Origin of the sequence: Xanthomarina sp. F2636L (assembly GCF_026410195.1) — a bacterium.
GTDB lineage: Bacteria > Bacteroidota > Bacteroidia > Flavobacteriales > Flavobacteriaceae > Xanthomarina.
Map to the genome: position 1 here is coordinate 52,395 of NZ_JAPMLM010000065.1, position 20,653 is coordinate 73,047.

At 34.0% G+C, this 20,653-nt stretch carries 16 protein-coding genes and 5 tRNA genes; all 21 read left to right on the forward strand.

Annotated features, from left to right (window positions below; translation table 11 throughout):
- Positions 1 to 36: 36 nt before the first annotated feature.
- A complete protein-coding gene (locus OS191_RS06950; protein ID WP_267155000.1) occupies positions 37 to 2,112 on the forward strand; it encodes an amino acid carrier protein in 2,076 nt (691 codons plus the stop codon).
- A 6-nt stretch (positions 2,113 to 2,118) separates the two neighbouring features.
- A complete protein-coding gene (locus OS191_RS06955; RefSeq protein WP_267155001.1) occupies positions 2,119 to 2,994 on the forward strand; it encodes a ComEA family DNA-binding protein in 876 nt (291 codons plus the stop codon).
- Positions 2,995 to 3,007: 13 nt separating this feature from the next.
- Positions 3,008 to 4,174: an acyl-CoA dehydrogenase family protein gene (locus tag OS191_RS06960; RefSeq protein ID WP_267148570.1), complete on the forward strand. Its 1,167-nt coding sequence runs from the start codon at positions 3,008 to 3,010 to the stop codon at positions 4,172 to 4,174.
- 18 nt (positions 4,175 to 4,192) lie between these two features.
- The gene (locus OS191_RS06965; protein WP_267155002.1) at positions 4,193 to 5,617 is read left to right on the forward strand and encodes a carboxypeptidase-like regulatory domain-containing protein; all 1,425 of its coding nucleotides are present in this window, start codon (positions 4,193 to 4,195) and stop codon (positions 5,615 to 5,617) included.
- A 194-nt stretch (positions 5,618 to 5,811) separates the two neighbouring features.
- Positions 5,812 to 6,006 carry a 30S ribosomal protein S21 gene (gene rpsU / locus OS191_RS06970; protein ID WP_267155003.1) on the forward strand — a complete coding sequence of 65 codons (195 nt, stop codon included), beginning with the start codon at positions 5,812 to 5,814 and terminating at the stop codon, positions 6,004 to 6,006.
- 109 nt (positions 6,007 to 6,115) lie between these two features.
- On the forward strand, positions 6,116 to 7,006 hold the full coding sequence (locus tag OS191_RS06975) for a phage lytic cycle repressor MrpR family protein (RefSeq protein WP_267155004.1): 891 nt from the start codon (positions 6,116 to 6,118) through the stop codon (positions 7,004 to 7,006).
- Positions 7,007 to 7,048: 42 nt separating this feature from the next.
- The gene (gene hpf, locus OS191_RS06980) at positions 7,049 to 7,351 is read left to right on the forward strand and encodes a ribosome hibernation-promoting factor, HPF/YfiA family (protein WP_267155035.1); all 303 of its coding nucleotides are present in this window, start codon (positions 7,049 to 7,051) and stop codon (positions 7,349 to 7,351) included.
- A gap of 100 nt (positions 7,352 to 7,451) precedes the next feature.
- Positions 7,452 to 7,525: transfer RNA gene (locus OS191_RS06985), tRNA-Thr, on the forward strand.
- Positions 7,526 to 7,601: 76 nt separating this feature from the next.
- Positions 7,602 to 7,683 (forward strand) — tRNA-Tyr (locus OS191_RS06990).
- A 55-nt stretch (positions 7,684 to 7,738) separates the two neighbouring features.
- Positions 7,739 to 7,811, forward strand: a tRNA-Gly gene (locus OS191_RS06995).
- An 11-nt stretch (positions 7,812 to 7,822) separates the two neighbouring features.
- Positions 7,823 to 7,894: transfer RNA gene (locus OS191_RS07000), tRNA-Thr, on the forward strand.
- 70 nt (positions 7,895 to 7,964) lie between these two features.
- Positions 7,965 to 9,152 (forward strand): elongation factor Tu, encoded by a 1,188-nt coding sequence (gene tuf, locus OS191_RS07005; protein WP_267155005.1) that lies wholly within the window; start codon positions 7,965 to 7,967, stop codon positions 9,150 to 9,152.
- 62 nt (positions 9,153 to 9,214) lie between these two features.
- Positions 9,215 to 9,287, forward strand: a tRNA-Trp gene (locus OS191_RS07010).
- Positions 9,288 to 9,304: 17 nt separating this feature from the next.
- Positions 9,305 to 9,502 (forward strand): preprotein translocase subunit SecE, encoded by a 198-nt coding sequence (gene secE, locus OS191_RS07015; protein WP_267155006.1) that lies wholly within the window; start codon positions 9,305 to 9,307, stop codon positions 9,500 to 9,502.
- 11 nt (positions 9,503 to 9,513) lie between these two features.
- A complete protein-coding gene (gene nusG, locus OS191_RS07020; RefSeq protein WP_267155007.1) occupies positions 9,514 to 10,068 on the forward strand; it encodes a transcription termination/antitermination protein NusG in 555 nt (184 codons plus the stop codon).
- Between the two features lie 79 nt (positions 10,069 to 10,147).
- Positions 10,148 to 10,588: a 50S ribosomal protein L11 gene (gene rplK, locus OS191_RS07025; protein WP_267155008.1), complete on the forward strand. Its 441-nt coding sequence runs from the start codon at positions 10,148 to 10,150 to the stop codon at positions 10,586 to 10,588.
- 17 nt (positions 10,589 to 10,605) lie between these two features.
- Positions 10,606 to 11,295 (forward strand): 50S ribosomal protein L1, encoded by a 690-nt coding sequence (gene rplA / locus OS191_RS07030; protein ID WP_267155009.1) that lies wholly within the window; start codon positions 10,606 to 10,608, stop codon positions 11,293 to 11,295.
- Positions 11,296 to 11,314: 19 nt separating this feature from the next.
- The gene (gene rplJ, locus OS191_RS07035; RefSeq protein ID WP_267155010.1) at positions 11,315 to 11,836 is read left to right on the forward strand and encodes a 50S ribosomal protein L10; all 522 of its coding nucleotides are present in this window, start codon (positions 11,315 to 11,317) and stop codon (positions 11,834 to 11,836) included.
- A gap of 64 nt (positions 11,837 to 11,900) precedes the next feature.
- Positions 11,901 to 12,275, forward strand: a complete 375-nt coding sequence (gene rplL / locus OS191_RS07040) for a 50S ribosomal protein L7/L12 (protein WP_267155011.1) — start codon at positions 11,901 to 11,903, stop codon at positions 12,273 to 12,275.
- A 125-nt stretch (positions 12,276 to 12,400) separates the two neighbouring features.
- On the forward strand, positions 12,401 to 16,213 hold the full coding sequence (gene rpoB, locus OS191_RS07045) for a DNA-directed RNA polymerase subunit beta (RefSeq protein ID WP_267155036.1): 3,813 nt from the start codon (positions 12,401 to 12,403) through the stop codon (positions 16,211 to 16,213).
- Positions 16,214 to 16,285: 72 nt separating this feature from the next.
- Complete coding sequence (gene rpoC, locus OS191_RS07050) at positions 16,286 to 20,587, forward strand: DNA-directed RNA polymerase subunit beta' (RefSeq protein WP_267155012.1); 4,302 nt, start codon at positions 16,286 to 16,288, stop codon at positions 20,585 to 20,587.
- Positions 20,588 to 20,653: the final 66 nt, after the last annotated feature.

A 20,653-nucleotide genomic window follows, 5' to 3' on the forward strand; every position in this document is an offset into this window, starting at 1 on the left:
ACTTAAAAATAACAAACTAACTAATAATAAATTTTTATGAAGAAAATTCTTCTTTCAATTTTCACATTAATTTTACCCGTTCTAATTTTTGCTCAAGATTTTAATATTGAAGGAGTTGTTTCTAATCCTTCTAGAGCTATAAACGATGGAGTTGTAACTTTAAATGTAACTGGAGGTGTAGAGCCTTACACTTATAGATGGAGCAACCAAAATACACCTTTAAAGTCTAATAGATCCAAGGGTCTTACCGAAGGCATCCCTTATACCGTAGTAGTTACAGATGCAGTTGGAGATACTAAAACAGCAGTTTTTACAGTAAAAACACAAGCTATTACCGAAGTTTTTAATGGCACCATGACACCTGCAGTAAGTGCTTTAGGTTCCATTTTGTTTTGGGATCCCTTTGAAGCAATTGGTATTTATGATCCTGTAGTTTATGCAGATTCTAAACGAATAGGTATTCCTAACTGGACGAATGAGGTTGAAAATAAATACGTTCTTAAACAATGGTTAAAAGGAGACGGCGTCCATGTTAACAAAGGTGAAGCAATAGCAATTATTACTGATTTAAGTGGAAAAGAAATTACAGTAAATTCATTAGCAAATGGTAAATTAAGCCAACTTACTGCCGAAGGAAAAACAATTTATAATTCTGAAAACAAAAAGCATGTTATAGAGCAAGGGGCTCATATTTTTGCAGAAATAGCATACGATAAACCTATTGTTTTAACGCATCCAAATGGAGATCCACTTACCAAACCAATTTCTTTTATTGTTATTTGGTTAGTGCTTGGAGCTTTGTTTTTTACCATTAGAATGGGCTTTATTAATATTCGTGGATTTAAACATGCTATCGATTTGGCAAGAGGAAAATATGACGATCCGGACGCACCAGGACAAGTAACACATTTTCAGGCTTTGGCAACAGCTGTTTCCGGAACCGTTGGTCTTGGTAATATTGCTGGAGTAGCCGTAGCTGTTTCCTTAGGAGGAGCAGGAGCTACTTTTTGGATGATTGTTTGTGGATTATTAGGGATGTCTACCAAATTTGTAGAATGTACCTTAGGTGTAAAATACAGAGATATCTTACCTGATGGCCGTGTTTTTGGTGGTCCAATGAACTATTTACGTCACGGACTGGAAAAACGAAATATGAAAGGCTTAGGGAAAGTTCTAGCTGGAATGTTTGCTGTTCTTGCCGTTGGAGCTTCTTTTGGTGGTGGAAATATGTTCCAAGCCAATCAGTCTTTCGAGCAATTAGCAGGACAGTTTCCAATGTTAGAAGGAAATGGATTTTATTTCGGTATTATAACTGCTATCTTAGTAGGAGTAGTAATTATTGGTGGTATTAATAGTATTGCAAAGGTAACAGGTCGTGTGGTGCCAATTATGGCTTCTATATATGTGGTTGCTGCTTTAGCTGTTATTATCATGAACATTCAAAATATAGGACCTGCATTTTCGGCAATTGTTGATGGTGCTTTTAGTCCGTCTGCATTAAAAGGAGGGATTATTGGAGTATTAGTCGTAGGATTTCAACGTGCAGCTTTTTCAAACGAAGCAGGTGTAGGTTCGGCAGCTATTGCACATAGTACAGCTAAAACGAATCATCCTCCTTCTGAAGGTTTTGTAGCTTTATTAGAACCGTTTATAGATACAGTAGTTGTGTGTACTTTAACAGCATTAGTTCTTATCTTTACTGGTATGCATGAGGTAGAAGGAATGGCTGGGGCTCAATTAACTTCTGATGCTTTTGGAAGTCAAATCTCTTGGTTCCCTTACGTTTTAGCATTAGCAGTTTTCTTATTTGCTTTTTCAACTATGATTTCCTGGTCTTATTATGGAATGAGAGCTTGGACATACTTATTTGGAAAAAGTAAAAAAATTGAGTTTATTTATAAAATGTTGTTCTTAGTATTTGTAGTTATTGGAGCATCGGTAAGTTTAGGAGCAGTTTTAGACTTCTCAGATATGATGATTCTTGCTATGTCCTTTCCAAATATTATAGGACTGTATATTATGTCTAAAGAAGTTAAATTTGATTTAGATGCCTATACTAAAAAATTAAAAGCAAATCTGCTGTTTCGAAAACAGATAGAGACTAAAAAATAACCAATCATGGAGAAATTTAAATCCCATTTTACGTTTTCAAAAAAACAACGGAATGGGATTTTTTTATTGGTTTTAATTATAGTTGGATTGCAAGCTGTTTATTTTTTTGTTAGTTTTTCTTCAGAAGATGTTCAAGTAAATCAAGACGAATTGCAAGCCTTTCAAAAAGAGATAGATTCTTTGCGTTTGGTGGAAATTGAAAAGAGAAAACCAAAAATCTATCCGTTTAATCCTAACTATATAACCGACTATAAAGGGTATACTTTGGGAATGACTAATGAAGAAATTGATAGATTATTAGCTTTCAGAAAACAAGATAAATGGGTGAATTCTGCTAAAGAGTTTCAGGAAGTCACTCAGGTGTCAGATTCTTTCCTGTCAAAAATTTCACCGTACTTTAAGTTTCCGGAATGGGTTACAAACCCAAAACCCAAAAAAGAATATTCCTATAAAAATAATAATCAGCCCAAAACCTTCGAACAAAAACAAGATTTAAATACAGCTTCAGCCACACAATTGCAAAAAGTTAATGGTATTGGCGAAGCATATTCAAAACGAATTGTAGCATACAGAGAAAAGTATGGCGGATTTATTGCCGATGTCCAATTGCAGGAAATTTATGGCTTGTCGCCAGAAGTTATTGAGAGACTCACAGAGCAATTCACAGTAAAAACGCCAAAAGAAGTTGATAAAATAAGCTTGAACTCCGCTACTATAGAAGAACTCGTTACTATTCAGTATATTGATTACGAGATAGCACACCACATTATCGAACAACGAACCTTAAGAGATGGATATCAATCTCTGGACGATTTGTTGAAAGTTAAAAGCTTCCCATCAAACAAAATCGATATAATTAAATTATATTTGAAGCTAAATTAATAAAGAAAAAGGTATGAATAGTATGTACTTCACAGAAGAACATCAATTGTTTAGAGAAAGTCTTAAAGATTTTTTACAAAAGGAGGTTGTTCCACATATTGAGAAATGGGAGAAAGAAGGAACTGTAGAGCGCTTTATATGGAAAAAGTTTGGCGATATGGGATTTTTTGGCTTGGCCTATCCTGAAGAATATGGCGGATTAAATCTCGACTTATTTTACACCGTCATATTTTTAGAAGAACTTCAAAAAATAAATTCAGGTGGATTTGCTGCAAATATGTGGGCACATGCCTATTTAGCTATGACCCATGTTAATAAAGAAGGAAATCACGAAATAAAAGAAAAATATCTAACTCCAAGTATTGCTGGAGATAAAATTGGTTGCTTGTGCATTACAGAGCCTTTTGGAGGTAGTGATGTTGCGGGAATGAGAACTACAGCTGTTAAAAAAGGTGATAATTATGTTATTAATGGTTCTAAAACCTTTATAACTAACGGTGTTTATAGCGATTATTTAGTTGTTGCAGCAAAAACAGATCCAGAAGCTGGACATAAAGGAATGAGTATTTTTATTATGGATAGAGATACGCCAGGAATTTCAGCAACTAAATTGGATAAATTAGGTTGGAGAGCTAGTGATACGGCAGAAATTGCTTTCGATAATGTAACTATTCCTGCTGGTAATTTAATGGGTGAAGAAGGAAAAGGTTTCCCATATATTATGCAGCATTTTGCTTTAGAAAGATTAATTATGGGAGTTAACTCGCATGCCAGAGCAGAGTTTGCATTAGATTATGCCAAGCAATATATGAGTGAGCGTACGGCTTTTGGAAAAACTATTGATAAATTCCAGGCGTTAAGACATAGGTTTGCAGAGTTATATGCAGATATGGAAATCTGTAGAGAATTTAATTATTCTGTAGCTTATAGACTAGATAAAGGTGAATATGTTGTAAAACAAGCTACCATGTCTAAATTGAAATCAACTAAAATGGCAGACGAGGTTATTTACGATTGCCTTCAGTTTTTAGGAGGTTATGGGTATATGGAAGAATACCCAATGGCAAGATTATTACGTGATAGTAGGTTAGGACCAATTGGAGGAGGAACTTCAGAGATTCTTCGTGAAATCTTAGCTAAAATGATTTTAGACGATAAAAACTACAAACCTGCTACCTAAATTTAAGTAAATAGTATTATGAAGCCTCAATATTTCAAACATTTTTTCGTAGCTCTTGTTCTTTTATGTGGTGTTTCGGCGTTTTCACAAACAGAATTGAAAAACTCTGTATTGGATGCAGAAACATTTTTACCTCTTGAAAGTGCAAGTGTTTATGTTAAAAACACCACTATTGGTACCATTACCAATGCCGATGGAAAGTTTGTTTTAGTAGTGCCAGATAGATATAATTTAGATACTTTAGTTGTGTCTTCTATTGGTTTTAAGAGTTATAAAATTCCTGTAAATGAATTCGACAGTACATTTGATGTGTATTTAGAGCCTGATGTGGCCTCTTTAGATGAAATATTGTTAGTGGCAGACACAAGACCAAAAACAGGAAACGATATTGTATTACGCGCTTTGGAGAGATTGTCTGAAAATTTACCAGATTCAGCTTATATAGAAAAAGGTTTTGTTAGACATAAAGAACGTAATAAAAAAGAGTTTAAATGGCTTGTAGAAGGAGCTATTACACTTTACGATTCTAGTTATCAGACAAATACTTCAGAGTTCTTAAAGATTAATGTGGATGAGGTTAGAAAAAGCTACGATTTAAGAGATGTAGATAGTTTATTAACTTATACAGCATACTTAAAGGATAAGTCTAATAATAGAGATTTAAAAGCAAGAAATTTAAGAAGAGATACTATTAAAACATCTTCTTTAATAAAAGCCATCAAATGGAATGACACCAGAATAAATGGTTTGGAGAATTTTTTTCAAGGAAAATTAAACCTTGTTAGAAACTCTAATAAATCAAGAGCTTTGTTTAGCGAAAACATGTTAGAGCAACATTTGTTTTCTTTAGATACCATTTTGGTGGATAACGACAGAAAAATCTACAAGATTAAAATTAATAAGGGAAAAGAGTATATCAATCTTGAAACTAAAGGCATTTATAACGATGGTTATAATGCCAATGGTTGGATCTATATCTATTGGGATACGTATGCTATTAAGAAAATTGAATACGAATTAATTGCAGCTTCTAGTGCTCAAAAAAGTAGAAGTAAAACGCTTTTTGGAACTCAGGTAAACCATAAATTAATTATTAATTATATGGAGTATCAAGATAAAATGTATCCAAGTTACATTTATTATGAAACCCCAAAACTTGTAAATGTAGGTTCTAAGGTTGGAAGTAATTTAAAAGGAGAAGAGGTAGAAAGTAATCCGGAAGAACGTTATTATTATACGGTTCAGGAAATTTTGTTTACTGAGATTATATTAGATAAAGAGAAAATTAAAGAAGCTTTAAATAGTACTTGGGATCCAGATATTTTCATGTCAAGGCCATACAATAAAGCTTTTTGGAAAGACTATAATACCTTATTGGAAAGTGAGGAAGAAGAAAAGCTCATTCAAGATTTAACCAAACGTTCCTCATTATTTAAAGAATAAGGTTAATCTGTTTTAAAAGCATTATTTTAAAATGGTTTTATTAAGCTGTTATTTAGGTTTTTAGGAGGGTAAGACGGCTGTGTTATTCACATAATATAAATCTAAAAAATAATTTTCATTTTTTTGATTGCTCATTATTAAAATGTTTTTATATTTGCGCCTTGAAAATCTAAAAGAGAGGAGGTTAAGACACTATGTTAATAATACCAATTAAAGAAGGAGAAAATATAGATAGAGCGTTAAAGCGTTATAAGAGAAAGTTTGATAAAACTGGAACTAAACGTGCACTACAAACTCGTAAGCAGTTTGACAAGCCTTCAGTTATAAAAAGAGCTCAGCATCAAAAAGCACAATACATCCAACATTTAAGAGATCAAGAGAACATCTAATCTCATTTTTGTTAAATCCCAAAAAATCCTGCAATTGCAGGATTTTTTTTGTTCAATAGATATCTTCTTTTTTAAATTCAATATATTTACTAAACAATATCTACTCATCATGCCTTTTAAATCGTTTATAGACTACTTATTACTAGAGAAGAACTACTCTAAACTCACAATAAAGGCGTATCAAAATGATTTGACTGAGTTCTTGAATTTTTTAGAATTAGAGTACGATAACAATTTAATTGAAGCTGTCAATTATTCACAAATAAGAAGTTGGATTGTTTGTTTGGTAGAAAAGAATATCTCTAATAGAAGTATCAATAGGAAAATTTCAGCTTTAAACTCTTATTATAAATTTTTATTAAAAACTGAAAGTATTCAGGCCAACCCATTGGCAAAACATAAAGCTTTAAAAACGAGTAAAAAAATTCAAGTTCCTTTTTCAGAAAACGAAATTACTAATGTTCTGGACGAACTTTTCCATGAAAATGATTTTGAAGGTTTAAGAAACAAGTTAATTATAGAGCTTTTCTATTCCACAGGAATTAGAAGAATAGAATTAGTAAATCTTAAATTAAAGGATGTTGATTTCTCTAATAAAACATTAAAGGTATTGGGTAAAAGAAACAAGGAACGGTTTGTGCCATTATTACAATCAGTAATAAATACAATAAAAGATTACCTAGAACAAAGAAATAAGTTAGAAAGACTAACAAATCCTGAGGTTCTGTTTTTAACAAAAAAAGGAGTTAAAATTTATGAAACACTTGTTTACCGAATAATAAATGAGTATTTTAGTTTAGCATCTAGTAAGGTAAAAAAGAGTCCACATATATTAAGGCATTCTTTTGCAACCCATTTGCTAAATCAAGGTGCAGATTTAAATGCTGTTAAAGAACTTTTAGGACATTCTAGTTTAGCTGCTACACAAATTTATACTCATAACAGTATATCCGAATTAAAAAAAGTGTATCTAAACACACACCCTAGAAGTAAAAAGTAATACAGTAAAACACTAATGTATAATCAAAAAAACAATAGAAGTATGAAAGTAAACACGCAATCAGTCAATTTTAATGCAGATAAAAAACTGATAGACTTTGTTCAAAAACGTATGGATAAGTTAGATATGTATTATGATAAAGTAATCAGTTCAGATGTTTATTTAAAATTAGATAACACAAGCGATAAAGAAAATAAAATTTTTGAAGCTCGCGTTAATGTTCCAGGGGATAGTTTGGTAGTAAAAAAACAATGTAAAACTTTTGAAGAAGGAACAGATATGGCTGTAGCCTCCTTAGAAAGACAGCTTAAAAAAAGAAAAGAGAAACTTAGAGCACATTTATAATAAATTTTTCAGAAAAAATGTTTTGAAAAAGAAAATAAATATATACATTTGCAGTCCGTTAGAAATAGCGGGCTTTTTTTTTTGTGAAAAAGGTTTAAAAGCCGATGTAGCTCAGCTGGCTAGAGCAGCTGATTTGTAATCAGCAGGTCGTGGGTTCGAGTCCCTCCATCGGCTCAAAAATAAATATCTAATTCGTGTGTTTTTAACCGAAAACAGATAAAGTTCTTTAAAAGAGTGAAACATTTTAATTGGGGAGATACTCAAGCGGCCAACGAGGGCAGACTGTAAATCTGCTGACTACGTCTTCGCAGGTTCGAATCCTGCTCTCCCCACTTTATTTTTAGATACTAAAAATAATTAGAATTAAAATATAGGAAATTAAATATTGCGAGAGTAGCTCAGTTGGTAGAGCGTCAGCCTTCCAAGCTGAATGTCGCCGGTTCGAACCCGGTCTCTCGCTCTTTTTTTAAAGCCGGTGTAGCTCAGGGGTAGAGCGTTTCCTTGGTAAGGAAGAGGCCACGGGTTCAATTCCCGTCATTGGCTCTTTTTAAAGCTAAATTAAATTTGAATACACTAATATTATTATATAACTAAGATTAAAATTTTTTAAAACATGGCAAAGGCAACTTTCGATCGTTCAAAACCACACTTAAACATTGGTACAATTGGACACGTAGATCACGGTAAAACAACTTTAACTGCTGCTATTACTAAAGTATTAGCTGATGCAGGTTATTCAGAGGCAAGATCATTTGATCAAATTGATAATGCACCAGAAGAAAAAGAAAGAGGTATTACAATTAATACTTCACACGTAGAATATGCAACACTTAATCGTCATTACGCTCACGTAGACTGTCCAGGTCACGCGGATTACGTAAAGAACATGGTTACAGGTGCGGCTCAAATGGATGGTGCAATTCTTGTGGTTGCTTCAACTGATGGTCCAATGCCTCAAACTCGTGAGCATATCCTATTAGGACGTCAAGTAGGTATTCCTCGTATCGTTGTATTTATGAACAAAGTAGATATGGTGGATGATCCAGAATTATTAGAGTTAGTTGAGATGGAAATCCGTGACTTATTATCTTTCTACGAGTACGATGGAGATAATGGTCCTGTAGTTCAGGGGTCTGCTTTAGGAGCTCTTAACGGTGAACAAAAATGGGTTGATACAGTTCTTGAGTTAATGGAAGCTGTTGATAATTGGATTGAAGAGCCTTTACGTGAGGTTGATAAGCCTTTCTTGATGCCAATCGAAGATGTATTCTCTATTACTGGTCGTGGAACTGTAGCTACAGGTCGTATCGAAACTGGTATTGCTAATACAGGGGATCCTGTTGAAATTATTGGTATGGGAGCTGAAAAATTAACTTCTACTATTACAGGAATTGAAATGTTCCGTCAAATATTAGATAGAGGAGAAGCTGGAGATAATGCAGGTATCTTATTAAGAGGTGTTGATAAATCTCAAATCTCTAGAGGTATGGTTATTGTTAAACCAGGTTCAGTAACACCACACCAGAAATTTAAAGCTGAGGTTTATATCCTTAAGAAAGAAGAAGGAGGACGTCATACACCATTCCATAATAACTATCGTCCACAGTTCTACGTACGTACGACTGATGTAACTGGGAATATTGCACTTCCTGACGGAGTTGAAATGGTTATGCCTGGAGACAACTTAACTATTACTGTTGAATTAATTCAGCCTATCGCAATGAACGTAGGTTTACGTTTCGCAATCCGTGAAGGTGGACGTACAGTAGGAGCAGGTCAGGTAACTGAAATTTTAGACTAATAAAGTTTAATAAAATATATGGTTAAGGTATTTCGTTTTTCGGAATGCCTTGACTTGTATTTACGGGTTTAGCTCAGTTGGTAGAGCACTGGTCTCCAAAACCAGGTGTCGGGAGTTCGAGTCTCTCAACCCGTGCAAATAAATATATTATAATGGCAGGAATTATAACCTATATAAAAGAATCATTTGGAGAATTAAAGAACAATGTTACTTGGCCTACAATGGCTGAGGGACAAAGTTTAACAGTTTTAGTAGCTGTGTTCTCTATCATTTTTTCCTTAGCAATTTGGGGTGTAGATACGGTTTTTAGTAAAGTTGTCGGATTCTATTTTAAATTCATTAACGGTTAAAAAAAGATTTTATGTCTGAAGGGAATGAGAAAAGATGGTATGTTGTTCGTGCTGTAAGTGGTCAAGAGAATAAAATTAAAGCTTACATCGAAACAGAAATAGCTCGATTGGGTTTAGAGGATTATGTTGACCAAGTTTTAGTTCCAACCGAAAAAGTAATTCAAATACGTAACGGAAAAAAAATAAACAAAGAAAAAGTTTATTTTCCAGGTTACATTATGGTTAAGGCTAATCTAACCGGAGAAATACCACATATTATAAAATCTGTAACCAATGTTATTGGGTTTTTAGGTGAAACAAAAGGTGGGGATCCAGTACCATTAAGACAATCTGAAGTAAACAGAATGTTAGGTAAGGTGGATGAATTAACTGTAGATGCAGATTCAAGTGTAGCTATACCATTCACTAAAGGAGAGACCGTAAAAGTTATTGATGGGCCATTCAATGGATTTGATGGAACTATTGAAAACATAAACGAAGAAAAGCGTAAGCTTGAAGTAATGGTTAAGATTTTTGGAAGAAAAACACCATTAGAGTTAAGTTATATGCAAGTTGAAAAAGTATAATAATTGTTACAAATATATATTAAGTGTAGTTCTTAAGCTTCAAAAAAATAGAATTACATAAAAAACTAAATTATTAAAAATGGCAAAAGAGTTAAGTAAAGTAGTTAAACTACAAGTAAGGGGAGGTGCAGCGAATCCGTCGCCACCGGTTGGACCCGCTTTAGGTGCCGCTGGAGTGAATATCATGGAATTCTGTAAGCAGTTTAATGCTAGAACCCAAGATAAACCTGGTAAAGTTTTACCAGTTGTGATTTCGGTTTTCAAAGACAAATCATTTGACTTTGTAATCAAAACACCACCTGCAGCTGTACAATTATTAGAAGCGGCCAAAGCAAAAAAAGGTTCAGGAGAGCCACATATTAAGAAAGTTGCAAGAGTTTCTTGGGATCAAGTTAGAACCATTGCAGAAGACAAAATGCAAGATTTAAATGCATTTACTATAGATGCAGCTATGAAAATGGTAGCAGGTACTGCAAGATCAATGGGTATAACTGTAAAAGGTGGCGAAGCCCCTAATTAATCTAAAAAATTTTTAAAATGGCAAGATTAACAAAGAAACAAAAAGAAGCTTTAGCAAAAATAGAAAAAGGTAAAATTTATTCTGTTACTGAAGCTTCAGCATTAGTAAAAGATATAACCAATACAAAATTTGATGCTTCTGTTGATATAGCAGTTCGTTTAGGAGTAGACCCTAGAAAAGCAAATCAAATGGTAAGAGGAGTTGTAACACTACCTCATGGTACTGGTAAAGACGTAAAAGTTTTAGCATTAGTAACTCCAGATAAGGAAGCAGAAGCAAAAGAAGCAGGAGCTGACTATGTAGGTTTAGACGAATATCTTGATAAAATCAAAGGTGGTTGGACAGACGTAGACGTTATTGTAACTATGCCTAGCGTTATGGGTAAATTAGGTCCTTTAGGACGTGTATTAGGTCCTCGTGGCTTAATGCCAAACCCAAAAACAGGTACTGTAACTATGGACGTAGCTAAAGCAGTAAGCGATGTGAAAGCTGGTAAAATTGACTTTAAAGTTGATAAAACTGGTATTGTTCACGCTTCAATTGGAAAAGCATCTTTTAGTGCTGATAAAATTGTAGATAACGCAAACGAATTATTACAAACATTAATGAAACTAAAACCAACTGCAGCTAAAGGAGTTTATGTAAAAAGCATTTTTATGTCTTCTACTATGAGTCCAAGTATCGCTGTTGATCCTAAAATCGGTTAAGTAGTTTAAAACTTTTATTATGACAAGAGAAGAAAAATCACAAGTAATCGAAGAATTAACTGCACAATTAGCTGATAATGCAAATATTTATTTAGCAGATATATCAGGATTAAATGCAGCTAGTACTTCAAACTTACGTCGTGCTTGCTTTAAAGCAAACGTAAAGTTAGCAGTTGTTAAAAATACCTTGCTTGCAAAAGCAATGGAGGCCTCAGAAAAAGATTTTGGAGACCTTCCTTCTACATTAAAAGGAAATACTTCAGTAATGTATTCTGAGACTGGTAATGCTCCAGCTAAAATAATAGATACTTTCCGTAAAAAATCAGATAAACCTCTTTTAAAAGGAGCATTTATTGAGGAAGCTATTTATATTGGCGATGATCAACTAGATTCTTTAGTTAACATTAAATCTAAAGAAGAAGTTATTGGAGATATTATTGGATTATTACAATCTCCTGCTAAAAATGTTATTTCAGCACTTAAATCAAGTGGTGGTAAACTGGCAGGTATCATTAAAACATTATCCGAAAAAGAAGGATAATTTAAACGTGTACGCACTTAATTACAATTATATTATTATTAAAATTTATTAAAACGATAGAAAAATGGCAGATTTAAAAGATTTCGCAGAACAATTAGTTAACTTAACAGTAAAAGAAGTAAACGAATTAGCAACTATATTAAAAGATGAGTATGGTATCGAGCCTGCAGCTGCTGCTGTAGCTATGGCTGGTCCTGCTGCTGGTGGTGGAGACGCTGCTGATGAGCAAACAGAATTTGATGTTATCCTTAAAGCGGCTGGTGGTTCTAAATTAGCAGTTGTAAAATTAGTTAAAGAATTAACTGGTTTAGGATTAAAAGAAGCTAAAGGTTTAGTTGATGAAGCACCAAGTGCAATCAAAGAAGCAGTTTCTAAAGATGAAGCTGAAGCATTAAAAGCTCAGTTAGAAGAAGCTGGAGCTGAGGTTGAGCTTAAATAAGCTTAACAACCAAAATTAACAAAGGTTTAGGTCTGGAGAGTGCTCTCTAAGACCTAGACCATTTGTCGTATATAGCCAGTAGGCTATAAACAAACATTTTTTTTTAATCAAAATTTCGTCCATTGATGTTAATAACACAAGCTGAAAGATTAAACTTCTCGTCTATTGTAAATAGAACAGAGTATCCAGATTTTATGGATATTCAGATTAAATCCTTCCAGGATTTTTTCCAGTTAGAAACGAAATCAGAAGAAAGAGGTAATGAAGGTCTATATAATACCTTCATGGAAAACTTCCCAATAACAGACACTCGTAATCAATTCGTACTAGAATTTTTAGATTACTTTATCGATCCACCTAGATATACTATTGAAGAATGTATTGAAAGAGGACTTACATATAGCGTTCCACTTAAGGCTAGATTAAAACTTTATTGTACAGACCCTGAACATGAGGATTTCGAAACCATTGTTCAAGATGTGTACTTAGGTACAATTCCTTATATGACACCTTCTGGTACATTCTGTATCAACGGTGCAGAACGTGTTGTTGTTTCTCAATTACATCGTTCTCCTGGTGTGTTTTTTGGACAATCTTTTCATGCAAATGGAACTAAATTATATTCTGCAAGAGTTATTCCTTTTAAAGGATCTTGGATTGAATTCGCTACAGATATTAACCAAGTCATGTATGCGTATATTGATAGAAAGAAAAAATTACCAGTAACAACTCTTTTTAGAGCTATTGGTTTTGAGCGCGATAAAGACATTCTTGAAATATTCGACCTTGCTGAAGAAATTAAAGTTTCAAAAGCAGGATTGAAAAAAGTTCAGGGACGTAAGCTTGCTGCTCGTGTACTTAATACATGGCATGAAGATTTTGTTGATGAAGATACTGGTGAAGTTGTATCTATTGAACGTAACGAAATTATTCTTGATCGTGATACTGTTTTAGATAAAGACAATATTGAAGAAATTCTTGAAACTAGCGTAAAAACAATTCTTTTACACAAAGAAAGTGCGCAACAAGGAGATTACGCAATTATCCACAATACCTTACAAAAAGATCCAACAAACTCTGAAAAAGAAGCTGTTGAACATATCTATAGACAACTACGTAATGCTGAGCCGCCAGATGAGGAAACAGCACGTGGTATTATAGATAAATTATTCTTTAGTGACCAACGTTATTCTCTTGGAGAGGTAGGTCGTTATAGAATGAACAAGAAATTAGGTCTTGATATTGGAATGGATAAGCAAGTGCTTACTAAAGAAGATATTATTACCATTATAAAATACTTAATAGAACTTATCAACTCGAAAGCAGAGATTGATGATATTGATCACTTATCTAACCGTCGTGTACGTACAGTTGGTGAGCAGTTATCATCTCAATTTGGAGTTGGTTTAGCTCGTATGGCTCGTACTATTCGTGAAAGAATGAATGTACGTGATAACGAAGTCTTTACACCTATAGATTTAATTAACGCTAAGACTTTATCGTCTGTAATTAATTCTTTCTTTGGGACTAACCAGTTGTCTCAATTCATGGACCAAACCAATCCACTTGCAGAAATTACGCACAAACGTCGTTTATCTGCATTAGGGCCAGGTGGTTTATCTCGTGAAAGAGCTGGTTTCGAAGTACGTGACGTTCACTATACGCACTACGGAAGACTTTGTCCAATTGAAACTCCTGAGGGACCAAATATTGGTCTTATTTCTTCACTTTCAGTATTTGCTAAAGTGAACTCCATGGGATTCATAGAAACACCGTATAGAAAAGTAACAGATGGTGTTGTAGATATAAAAAGCACACCAATATATTTAAGTGCGGAAGAAGAAGAAGACCAAATGATTGCGCAAGCAACCGTAAGTGTCGATGATAAAGGAAAAATTCTTCACGACAAGGTAATTGCTAGAATGGAAGGCGATTTTCCTGTGGTAGAGCCAAACCAAATTCATTATACAGACGTTGCTCCAAACCAGATTGCTTCAATTTCAGCTTCATTAATTCCTTTCTTGGAACATGATGATGCGAATAGAGCCTTGATGGGATCCAACATGATGCGTCAAGCAGTTCCTTTATTACGTCCGCAAGCTCCTATTGTTGGAACCGGATTAGAAAGACAAGTAGCTTCAGATTCTCGTGTTTTAATTAATGCAGAAGGAAACGGTGTTGTAGAGTATGTAGATGCAAACGAAATTACTATTAAATACGATAGAACTGAAGACGAAGCAAAAGTAAGCTTCGATAGCGAAACTAAAACCTATCCATTAGTTAAGTTTAGAAAAACGAACCAAGGTACGTCTATCAACTTAAAACCTATTGTAGTAAAAGGTGATAAAGTTGCTAAGGGTCAAGTACTTTGTGAAGGTTATGCTACTCAAAAAGGAGAATTAGCTTTAGGAAGAAATATGAAAGTAGCCTTTATGCCTTGGAAAGGGTATAACTTTGAGGATGCAATTGTAATTTCTGAAGAAGTTGTTAGAAATGATGTTTTTACATCTATCCATATTGATGAGTATTCTCTTGAAGTTAGAGACACTAAACTAGGTAACGAAGAACTGACAAATGATATTCCTAACGTTTCAGAAGAGGCAACAAAAGACCTTGATGAACATGGAATGATTCGTATTGGAGCCGAGGTGAAGCCTGGAGATATCCTTATAGGAAAAATTACTCCAAAAGGAGAAAGTGATCCAACACCAGAAGAAAAATTATTACGAGCTATTTTTGGTGATAAAGCTGGAGATGTTAAAGATGCATCTTTAAAAGCGTCACCATCATTAAATGGTGTAGTAATAGATAAAAAACTTTTTGCTCGTGCCGTTAAAGATAAACGTAAACGTGCAAAAGATAAAGAAGATATCGCTCAATTAGAAGGGATTTACGATAAGAAATTCGACGATTTAAAAGATGTTTTAGTTGATAAACTCTTTGCAATTGTAGGAGGAAAAACAGCTCAAGGTATCTTTAACGATTTAGGAGAAGAAGTATTACCAAAAGGTAAAAAATATACTCTTAAAATGTTAAACTCTGTAGACGATTATACGCATTTAACTAGCGGAACTTGGACTACAGATGATTATACAAATAAATTAGTTGCCGACTTAATTCACAACTACAAGATTAAAGAAAACGACTTACAAGGTTCTTTACGCCGTGAGAAGTTTACTATTTCTGTAGGAGACGAATTACCAGCAGGAATAATTAAACTTGCTAAAGTGTATATCGCTAAAAAACGTAAACTAAAAGTAGGAGATAAAATGGCAGGGCGTCACGGTAACAAGGGTATTGTTGCACGTATCGTTCGTCAAGAAGATATGCCTTTCTTAGAAGATGGAACGCCAGTAGATATTGTATTAAACCCACTTGGTGTACCTTCTCGTATGAACATTGGTCAGATTTATGAAACTGTTCTTGGTTGGGCTGGACAAAAATTAGGACGTACTTATGCAACACCTATTTTTGACGGAGCTTCTCTAGATCAAATTAATGGATATACAGACGAAGCTGGAATTCCAAGGTTTGGTCATACCTATCTATACGATGGTGGAACAGGAGATCGTTTTGATCAACCTGCAACAGTTGGAGTTATCTATATGTTGAAATTAGGACATATGGTTGACGATAAAATGCACGCACGTTCTATAGGACCTTACTCTTTAATAACTCAACAACCTCTTGGTGGTAAAGCACAATTTGGTGGACAACGTTTTGGAGAGATGGAGGTTTGGGCTCTTGAAGCCTATGGAGCATCTGCAACTTTAAGAGAAATATTGACCGTTAAATCTGATGATGTTATTGGTAGAGCTAAAACTTACGAAAGTATAGTTAAAGGAGAACCAATGCCTGAACCTGGATTACCAGAATCATTCAACGTACTTATGCACGAATTGAAAGGTTTAGGATTAGACATCAGATTAGAGGAATAATAAAATAGTTTACAGTATTCAGTCAGCAGTAAGTACTGCGACTGAATACTGAATACTGAAAACTATAAAGAAATGGCAAGAAAACAAGATAAGAATACAGTACAGAGATTTAATAAAATCTCCATTGGTTTAGCATCACCAGAATCTATTTTAGCAGAATCTCGAGGTGAAGTTTTAAAACCTGAAACTATCAATTATCGAACTCATAAACCAGAACGTGATGGTTTATTTTGTGAGCGTATTTTTGGACCTGTAAAGGATTACGAATGTGCTTGTGGAAAATATAAAAGAATTCGCTACAAAGGAATTATTTGCGACCGTTGTGGTGTAGAAGTAACAGAAAAGAAAGTACGTAGAGACAGAGTAGGACATATTAATTTAGTAGTTCCTGTTGCCCATATCTGGTACTTCCGTTCTTTACCAAATAAAATAGGTTACCTTCTTGGCTTACCATCTAAGAAATTAGATATGATTATTTATTACGAACGTTACGTAGTAATTCAAGCCGGTATTGCTAACAACGCCGAAGGAGAACCAGTACAAAAAATGGATTTCTTAACAGAAGAAGAATACTTAAATATTCTTGAAACACTTCCAAAAGAAAACCAATATTTAGACGATTCAGACCCTAATAAGTTTATTGCAAAAATGGGTGCTGAGTGTTTAATCGATTTATTAGCTAGAATAGACTTAGACACCTTATCATTCGAATTAAGGCATAAAGCTAATACTGAAACGTCTAAACAGCGTAAAACAGAAGCCTTAAAAAGACTTCAAGTTGTTGAAGCACTTCGTGAATCAAATGAGAACAGAGAAAATCGTCCTGAATGGATGATTATGAAAGTTGTGCCAATCATTCCACCAGAATTACGTCCTTTAGTACCACTAGATGGAGGTCGTTTTGCAACGTCTGATTTAAATGACTTGTATCGTCGTGTAATTATTAGAAACAATCGTCTTAAAAGACTTGTTGAAATAAAAGCACCAGAAGTTATTTTACGTAACGAAAAACGTATGTTACAGGAATCTGTAGATTCATTATTCGATAATACACGTAAATCTTCAGCTGTAAAAACAGATTCTAACAGACCTTTAAAATCTTTATCAGATTCATTAAAGGGTAAACAAGGTCGTTTCCGTCAAAACTTACTAGGTAAGCGTGTGGATTATTCTGCTCGTTCGGTAATTGTTGTTGGACCTGAATTAAGATTATTTGAATGTGGATTGCCTAAAAATATGGCAGCTGAACTTTACAAACCTTTTGTAATTAGAAAATTAATTGAAAGAGGAATTGTAAAAACGGTAAAATCTGCAAAGAAAATTATAGATAGAAGAGAACCTGTAGTGTGGGATATTTTAGAAAATGTTTTAAAAGGACATCCAGTTCTTTTAAATCGTGCTCCTACCTTACACAGATTAGGTATTCAAGCTTTCCAACCTAAATTAATTGAAGGTAAAGCTATTCAGTTACATCCATTAGCAACTACGGCATTTAATGCCGATTTTGATGGTGACCAGATGGCTGTTCACTTACCATTGGGGCCAGAGGCTATTTTGGAAACTCAATTGTTAATGTTGGCTTCTCATAATATCTTAAACCCTGCCAATGGGTCACCAGTAGCTGTACCATCTCAAGATATGGTTCTTGGTTTATATTATATGACCAAAGAGCGTGTGTCTACTACAGATGTGCCAATTAAAGGAGAAGGTTTAACATTCTATTCTCCAGAAGAAGTAGTTATTGCTTATAATGAGAAGCGTGTTGATTTAAATGCTTCAATTAAAGTTAGAACATATGACTTTGATGAATCAGGAGAATTGTCTCTACAAATTATACCAACAACTGTAGGACGTGTATTGTTTAACTTACATGTACCTCATACTGCTGGATATGTGAATGAAGTACTTACTAAAAAATCTTTAAGAAGTATTATTGGTAAGATTTTAGAAGTAACTTCTGTACCTGAAACAGCAGATTTCTTAGATGAAATTAAAAACTTAGGATATAGTTTTGCCTTTAAAGGTGGATTATCCTTTAGTTTAGGAGATATTATTATCCCACCAGAAAAGCAAAGCATGATTGACAAGGCCAATGGTCTGGTTGATGGTATTATGGGTAACTATAACATGGGACTTATTACTAATAACGAACGTTATAACCAAGTTATTGATATCTGGACTTCAACAAACGCAGAATTGACAGAATTGTCTATGAAACGTATTCGTGAAGATCAACAAGGATTTAACTCAGTATATATGATGCTTGACTCTGGGGCTCGTGGATCTAAAGAACAGATTCGTCAGCTTACAGGAATGCGTGGATTAATGGCTAAGCCTAAAAAATCTACTGCAGGAGGTGGAGAAATTATTGAAAACCCAATTCTTTCTAACTTTAAAGAAGGACTTTCAATTTTAGAATACTTTATTTCAACTCACGGTGCTCGTAAAGGTCTTGCCGATACAGCACTTAAAACAGCAGATGCTGGATACTTAACTCGTCGTCTAGTAGACGTGTCTCAAGATGTTATTGTAAACAGTGAAGACTGTGGAACGCTTAGAGGAGTAGAAGTTACACCATTAAAGAAAAACGATGAAATAGTTGAGCCTTTAAAGGATAGAATTATTGGTAGAATTTCTTTAAATGATGTTTACGATCCTTTAACAGACGAATTACTTGTTGCTTCTGGAGACTTAATAGACGAAGTAGTTGGAAAAGCTATTGAAAACTCACCAATAGAATCTGTAGAAGTACGTTCTCCTTTAACTTGTGAAGCTAAAAAAGGAATTTGTACTAAATGTTATGGTCGTAACTTGGCTACCAATAAAATGGTACAACGTGGAGAAGCAGTAGGAGTTGTGGCAGCACAATCTATTGGAGAACCTGGAACACAGTTAACATTACGTACATTCCACGTAGGTGGTATTGCAGGAAACATTTCAGAAGAAAATAAATTAACAGTTAAGTTTAATGGAATTGCCGAAATTGACGATTTAAAAACTGTAAAAGGTGAAAATAGTCAAGGCGAAACAGTAAATATTGTTATTTCTCGTACGTCTGAGTTGAAACTGGTTGATAAGAAAACAGGTATCACTTTAAGTACTAATAACATTCCTTATGGCTCATCCATTTTTGTTAAGAATGGTGAAGAAGTTAAAAAAGGAGATGTTGTTTGTTCTTGGGATCCATATAACGGAGTAATTATTTCAGAATTTGCCGGAAAAGTACGTTACGAAAATATTGAACAAGGTATTACATACCAAGTTGAAATAGATGAACAAACTGGTTTCCAAGAAAAAGTAATTTCTGAATCTAGAAATAAAAAGTTAATCCCAACACTTCATATTGAAGACTCTAAGGGAGAGACTATCCGTTCATACAACCTACCAGTTGGAGCGCATTTAATGATTGACGATGGAGATAAGATTAAAGTTGGTAAGATTTTAGTTAAAATTCCACGTAAATCTGCTAAATCTGGAGATATTACAGGAGGTTTACCTCGTGTAACAGAATTATTTGAAGCTCGTAATCCTTCTAATCCAGCTGTTGTAAGTGCTATAGATGGCGTGGTTTCTTTTGGAAAAATAAAAAGAGGTAATCGTGAGATTATTATAGAATCTAAATTAGGAGACATTAAAAAATACTTAGTTAAATTATCGAATCAGATTCTTGTTCAAGAAAACGATTTCGTTAAAGCTGGTATGCCTCTTTCTGATGGATCTATTACTCCTAACGATATCTTGAATATTAAAGGACCTTCAGCTGTACAACAGTACTTGGTAAATGAAGTGCAAGAAGTTTACCGTTTGCAAGGTGTAAAGATTAACGATAAGCATTTTGAAGTTGTTGTAAGACAAATGATGCGTAAAGTTAGAATTATAGACTCTGGAGACACTACATTCTTAGAAGATCAATTAGTTCATAAATCAGATTTCATTGAAGAAAATGATGAAGTATTTGGAATGAAAGTAGTTGAAGATGCTGGAGATTCAGCAACTATAAAACCTGGTCAAATTATTTCACCTCGTGATTTAAGAGATGAGAATTCTATTCTTTTAAGAGAAGATAAGAAACTTATTGCTGCTAGAGATGCACAACCTGCAACTGCAACACCTATTTTACAAGGTATTACTAGAGCATCTTTACAAACTAAATCGTTTATTTCTGCAGCATCGTTCCAGGAAACTACAAAAGTTCTTAACGAAGCAGCTGTAAATGGTAAAGTGGATAATTTAGAAGGACTAAAAGAAAATGTAATTGTAGGTCATAGAATTCCAGCAGGAACAGGAATGAGAACTTATGAGAATATTATTGTTGGTTCTAAAGAAGAATTCGACGAAATGATGCAAGCAAAACAAGAAGTTAATTACAATTAATTTTTTGGTATTCATTCAATAATAAATAATTAAAAGAATCCTGCTATTGCAGGATTCTTTGTTTAA

What these genes read in the sequence shown, in the direction of transcription:
- rplJ (WP_267155010.1), top strand. Translation starts at nt 11,315, where the DNA reads ATGACAAGAGAAGAAAAATCACAAGTAATCGAAGAATTAACTGCACAA.
- rplA (WP_267155009.1), top strand. Translation starts at nt 10,606, where the DNA reads ATGGCAAGATTAACAAAGAAACAAAAAGAAGCTTTAGCAAAAATAGAA.
- tuf (WP_267155005.1), top strand. Translation starts at nt 7,965, where the DNA reads ATGGCAAAGGCAACTTTCGATCGTTCAAAACCACACTTAAACATTGGT.
- rplL (WP_267155011.1), top strand. Translation starts at nt 11,901, where the DNA reads ATGGCAGATTTAAAAGATTTCGCAGAACAATTAGTTAACTTAACAGTA.
- OS191_RS06955 (WP_267155001.1), top strand. Translation starts at nt 2,119, where the DNA reads ATGGAGAAATTTAAATCCCATTTTACGTTTTCAAAAAAACAACGGAAT.
- rplK (WP_267155008.1), top strand. Translation starts at nt 10,148, where the DNA reads ATGGCAAAAGAGTTAAGTAAAGTAGTTAAACTACAAGTAAGGGGAGGT.
- OS191_RS06965 (WP_267155002.1), top strand. Translation starts at nt 4,193, where the DNA reads ATGAAGCCTCAATATTTCAAACATTTTTTCGTAGCTCTTGTTCTTTTA.
- OS191_RS06975 (WP_267155004.1), top strand. Translation starts at nt 6,116, where the DNA reads ATGCCTTTTAAATCGTTTATAGACTACTTATTACTAGAGAAGAACTAC.
- nusG (WP_267155007.1), top strand. Translation starts at nt 9,514, where the DNA reads ATGTCTGAAGGGAATGAGAAAAGATGGTATGTTGTTCGTGCTGTAAGT.
- rpoC (WP_267155012.1), top strand. Translation starts at nt 16,286, where the DNA reads ATGGCAAGAAAACAAGATAAGAATACAGTACAGAGATTTAATAAAATC.
- secE (WP_267155006.1), top strand. Translation starts at nt 9,305, where the DNA reads ATGGCAGGAATTATAACCTATATAAAAGAATCATTTGGAGAATTAAAG.
- OS191_RS06950 (WP_267155000.1), top strand. Translation starts at nt 37, where the DNA reads ATGAAGAAAATTCTTCTTTCAATTTTCACATTAATTTTACCCGTTCTA.
- hpf (WP_267155035.1), top strand. Translation starts at nt 7,049, where the DNA reads ATGAAAGTAAACACGCAATCAGTCAATTTTAATGCAGATAAAAAACTG.
- rpoB (WP_267155036.1), top strand. Translation starts at nt 12,401, where the DNA reads ATGTTAATAACACAAGCTGAAAGATTAAACTTCTCGTCTATTGTAAAT.
- OS191_RS06960 (WP_267148570.1), top strand. Translation starts at nt 3,008, where the DNA reads ATGAATAGTATGTACTTCACAGAAGAACATCAATTGTTTAGAGAAAGT.
- rpsU (WP_267155003.1), top strand. Translation starts at nt 5,812, where the DNA reads ATGTTAATAATACCAATTAAAGAAGGAGAAAATATAGATAGAGCGTTA.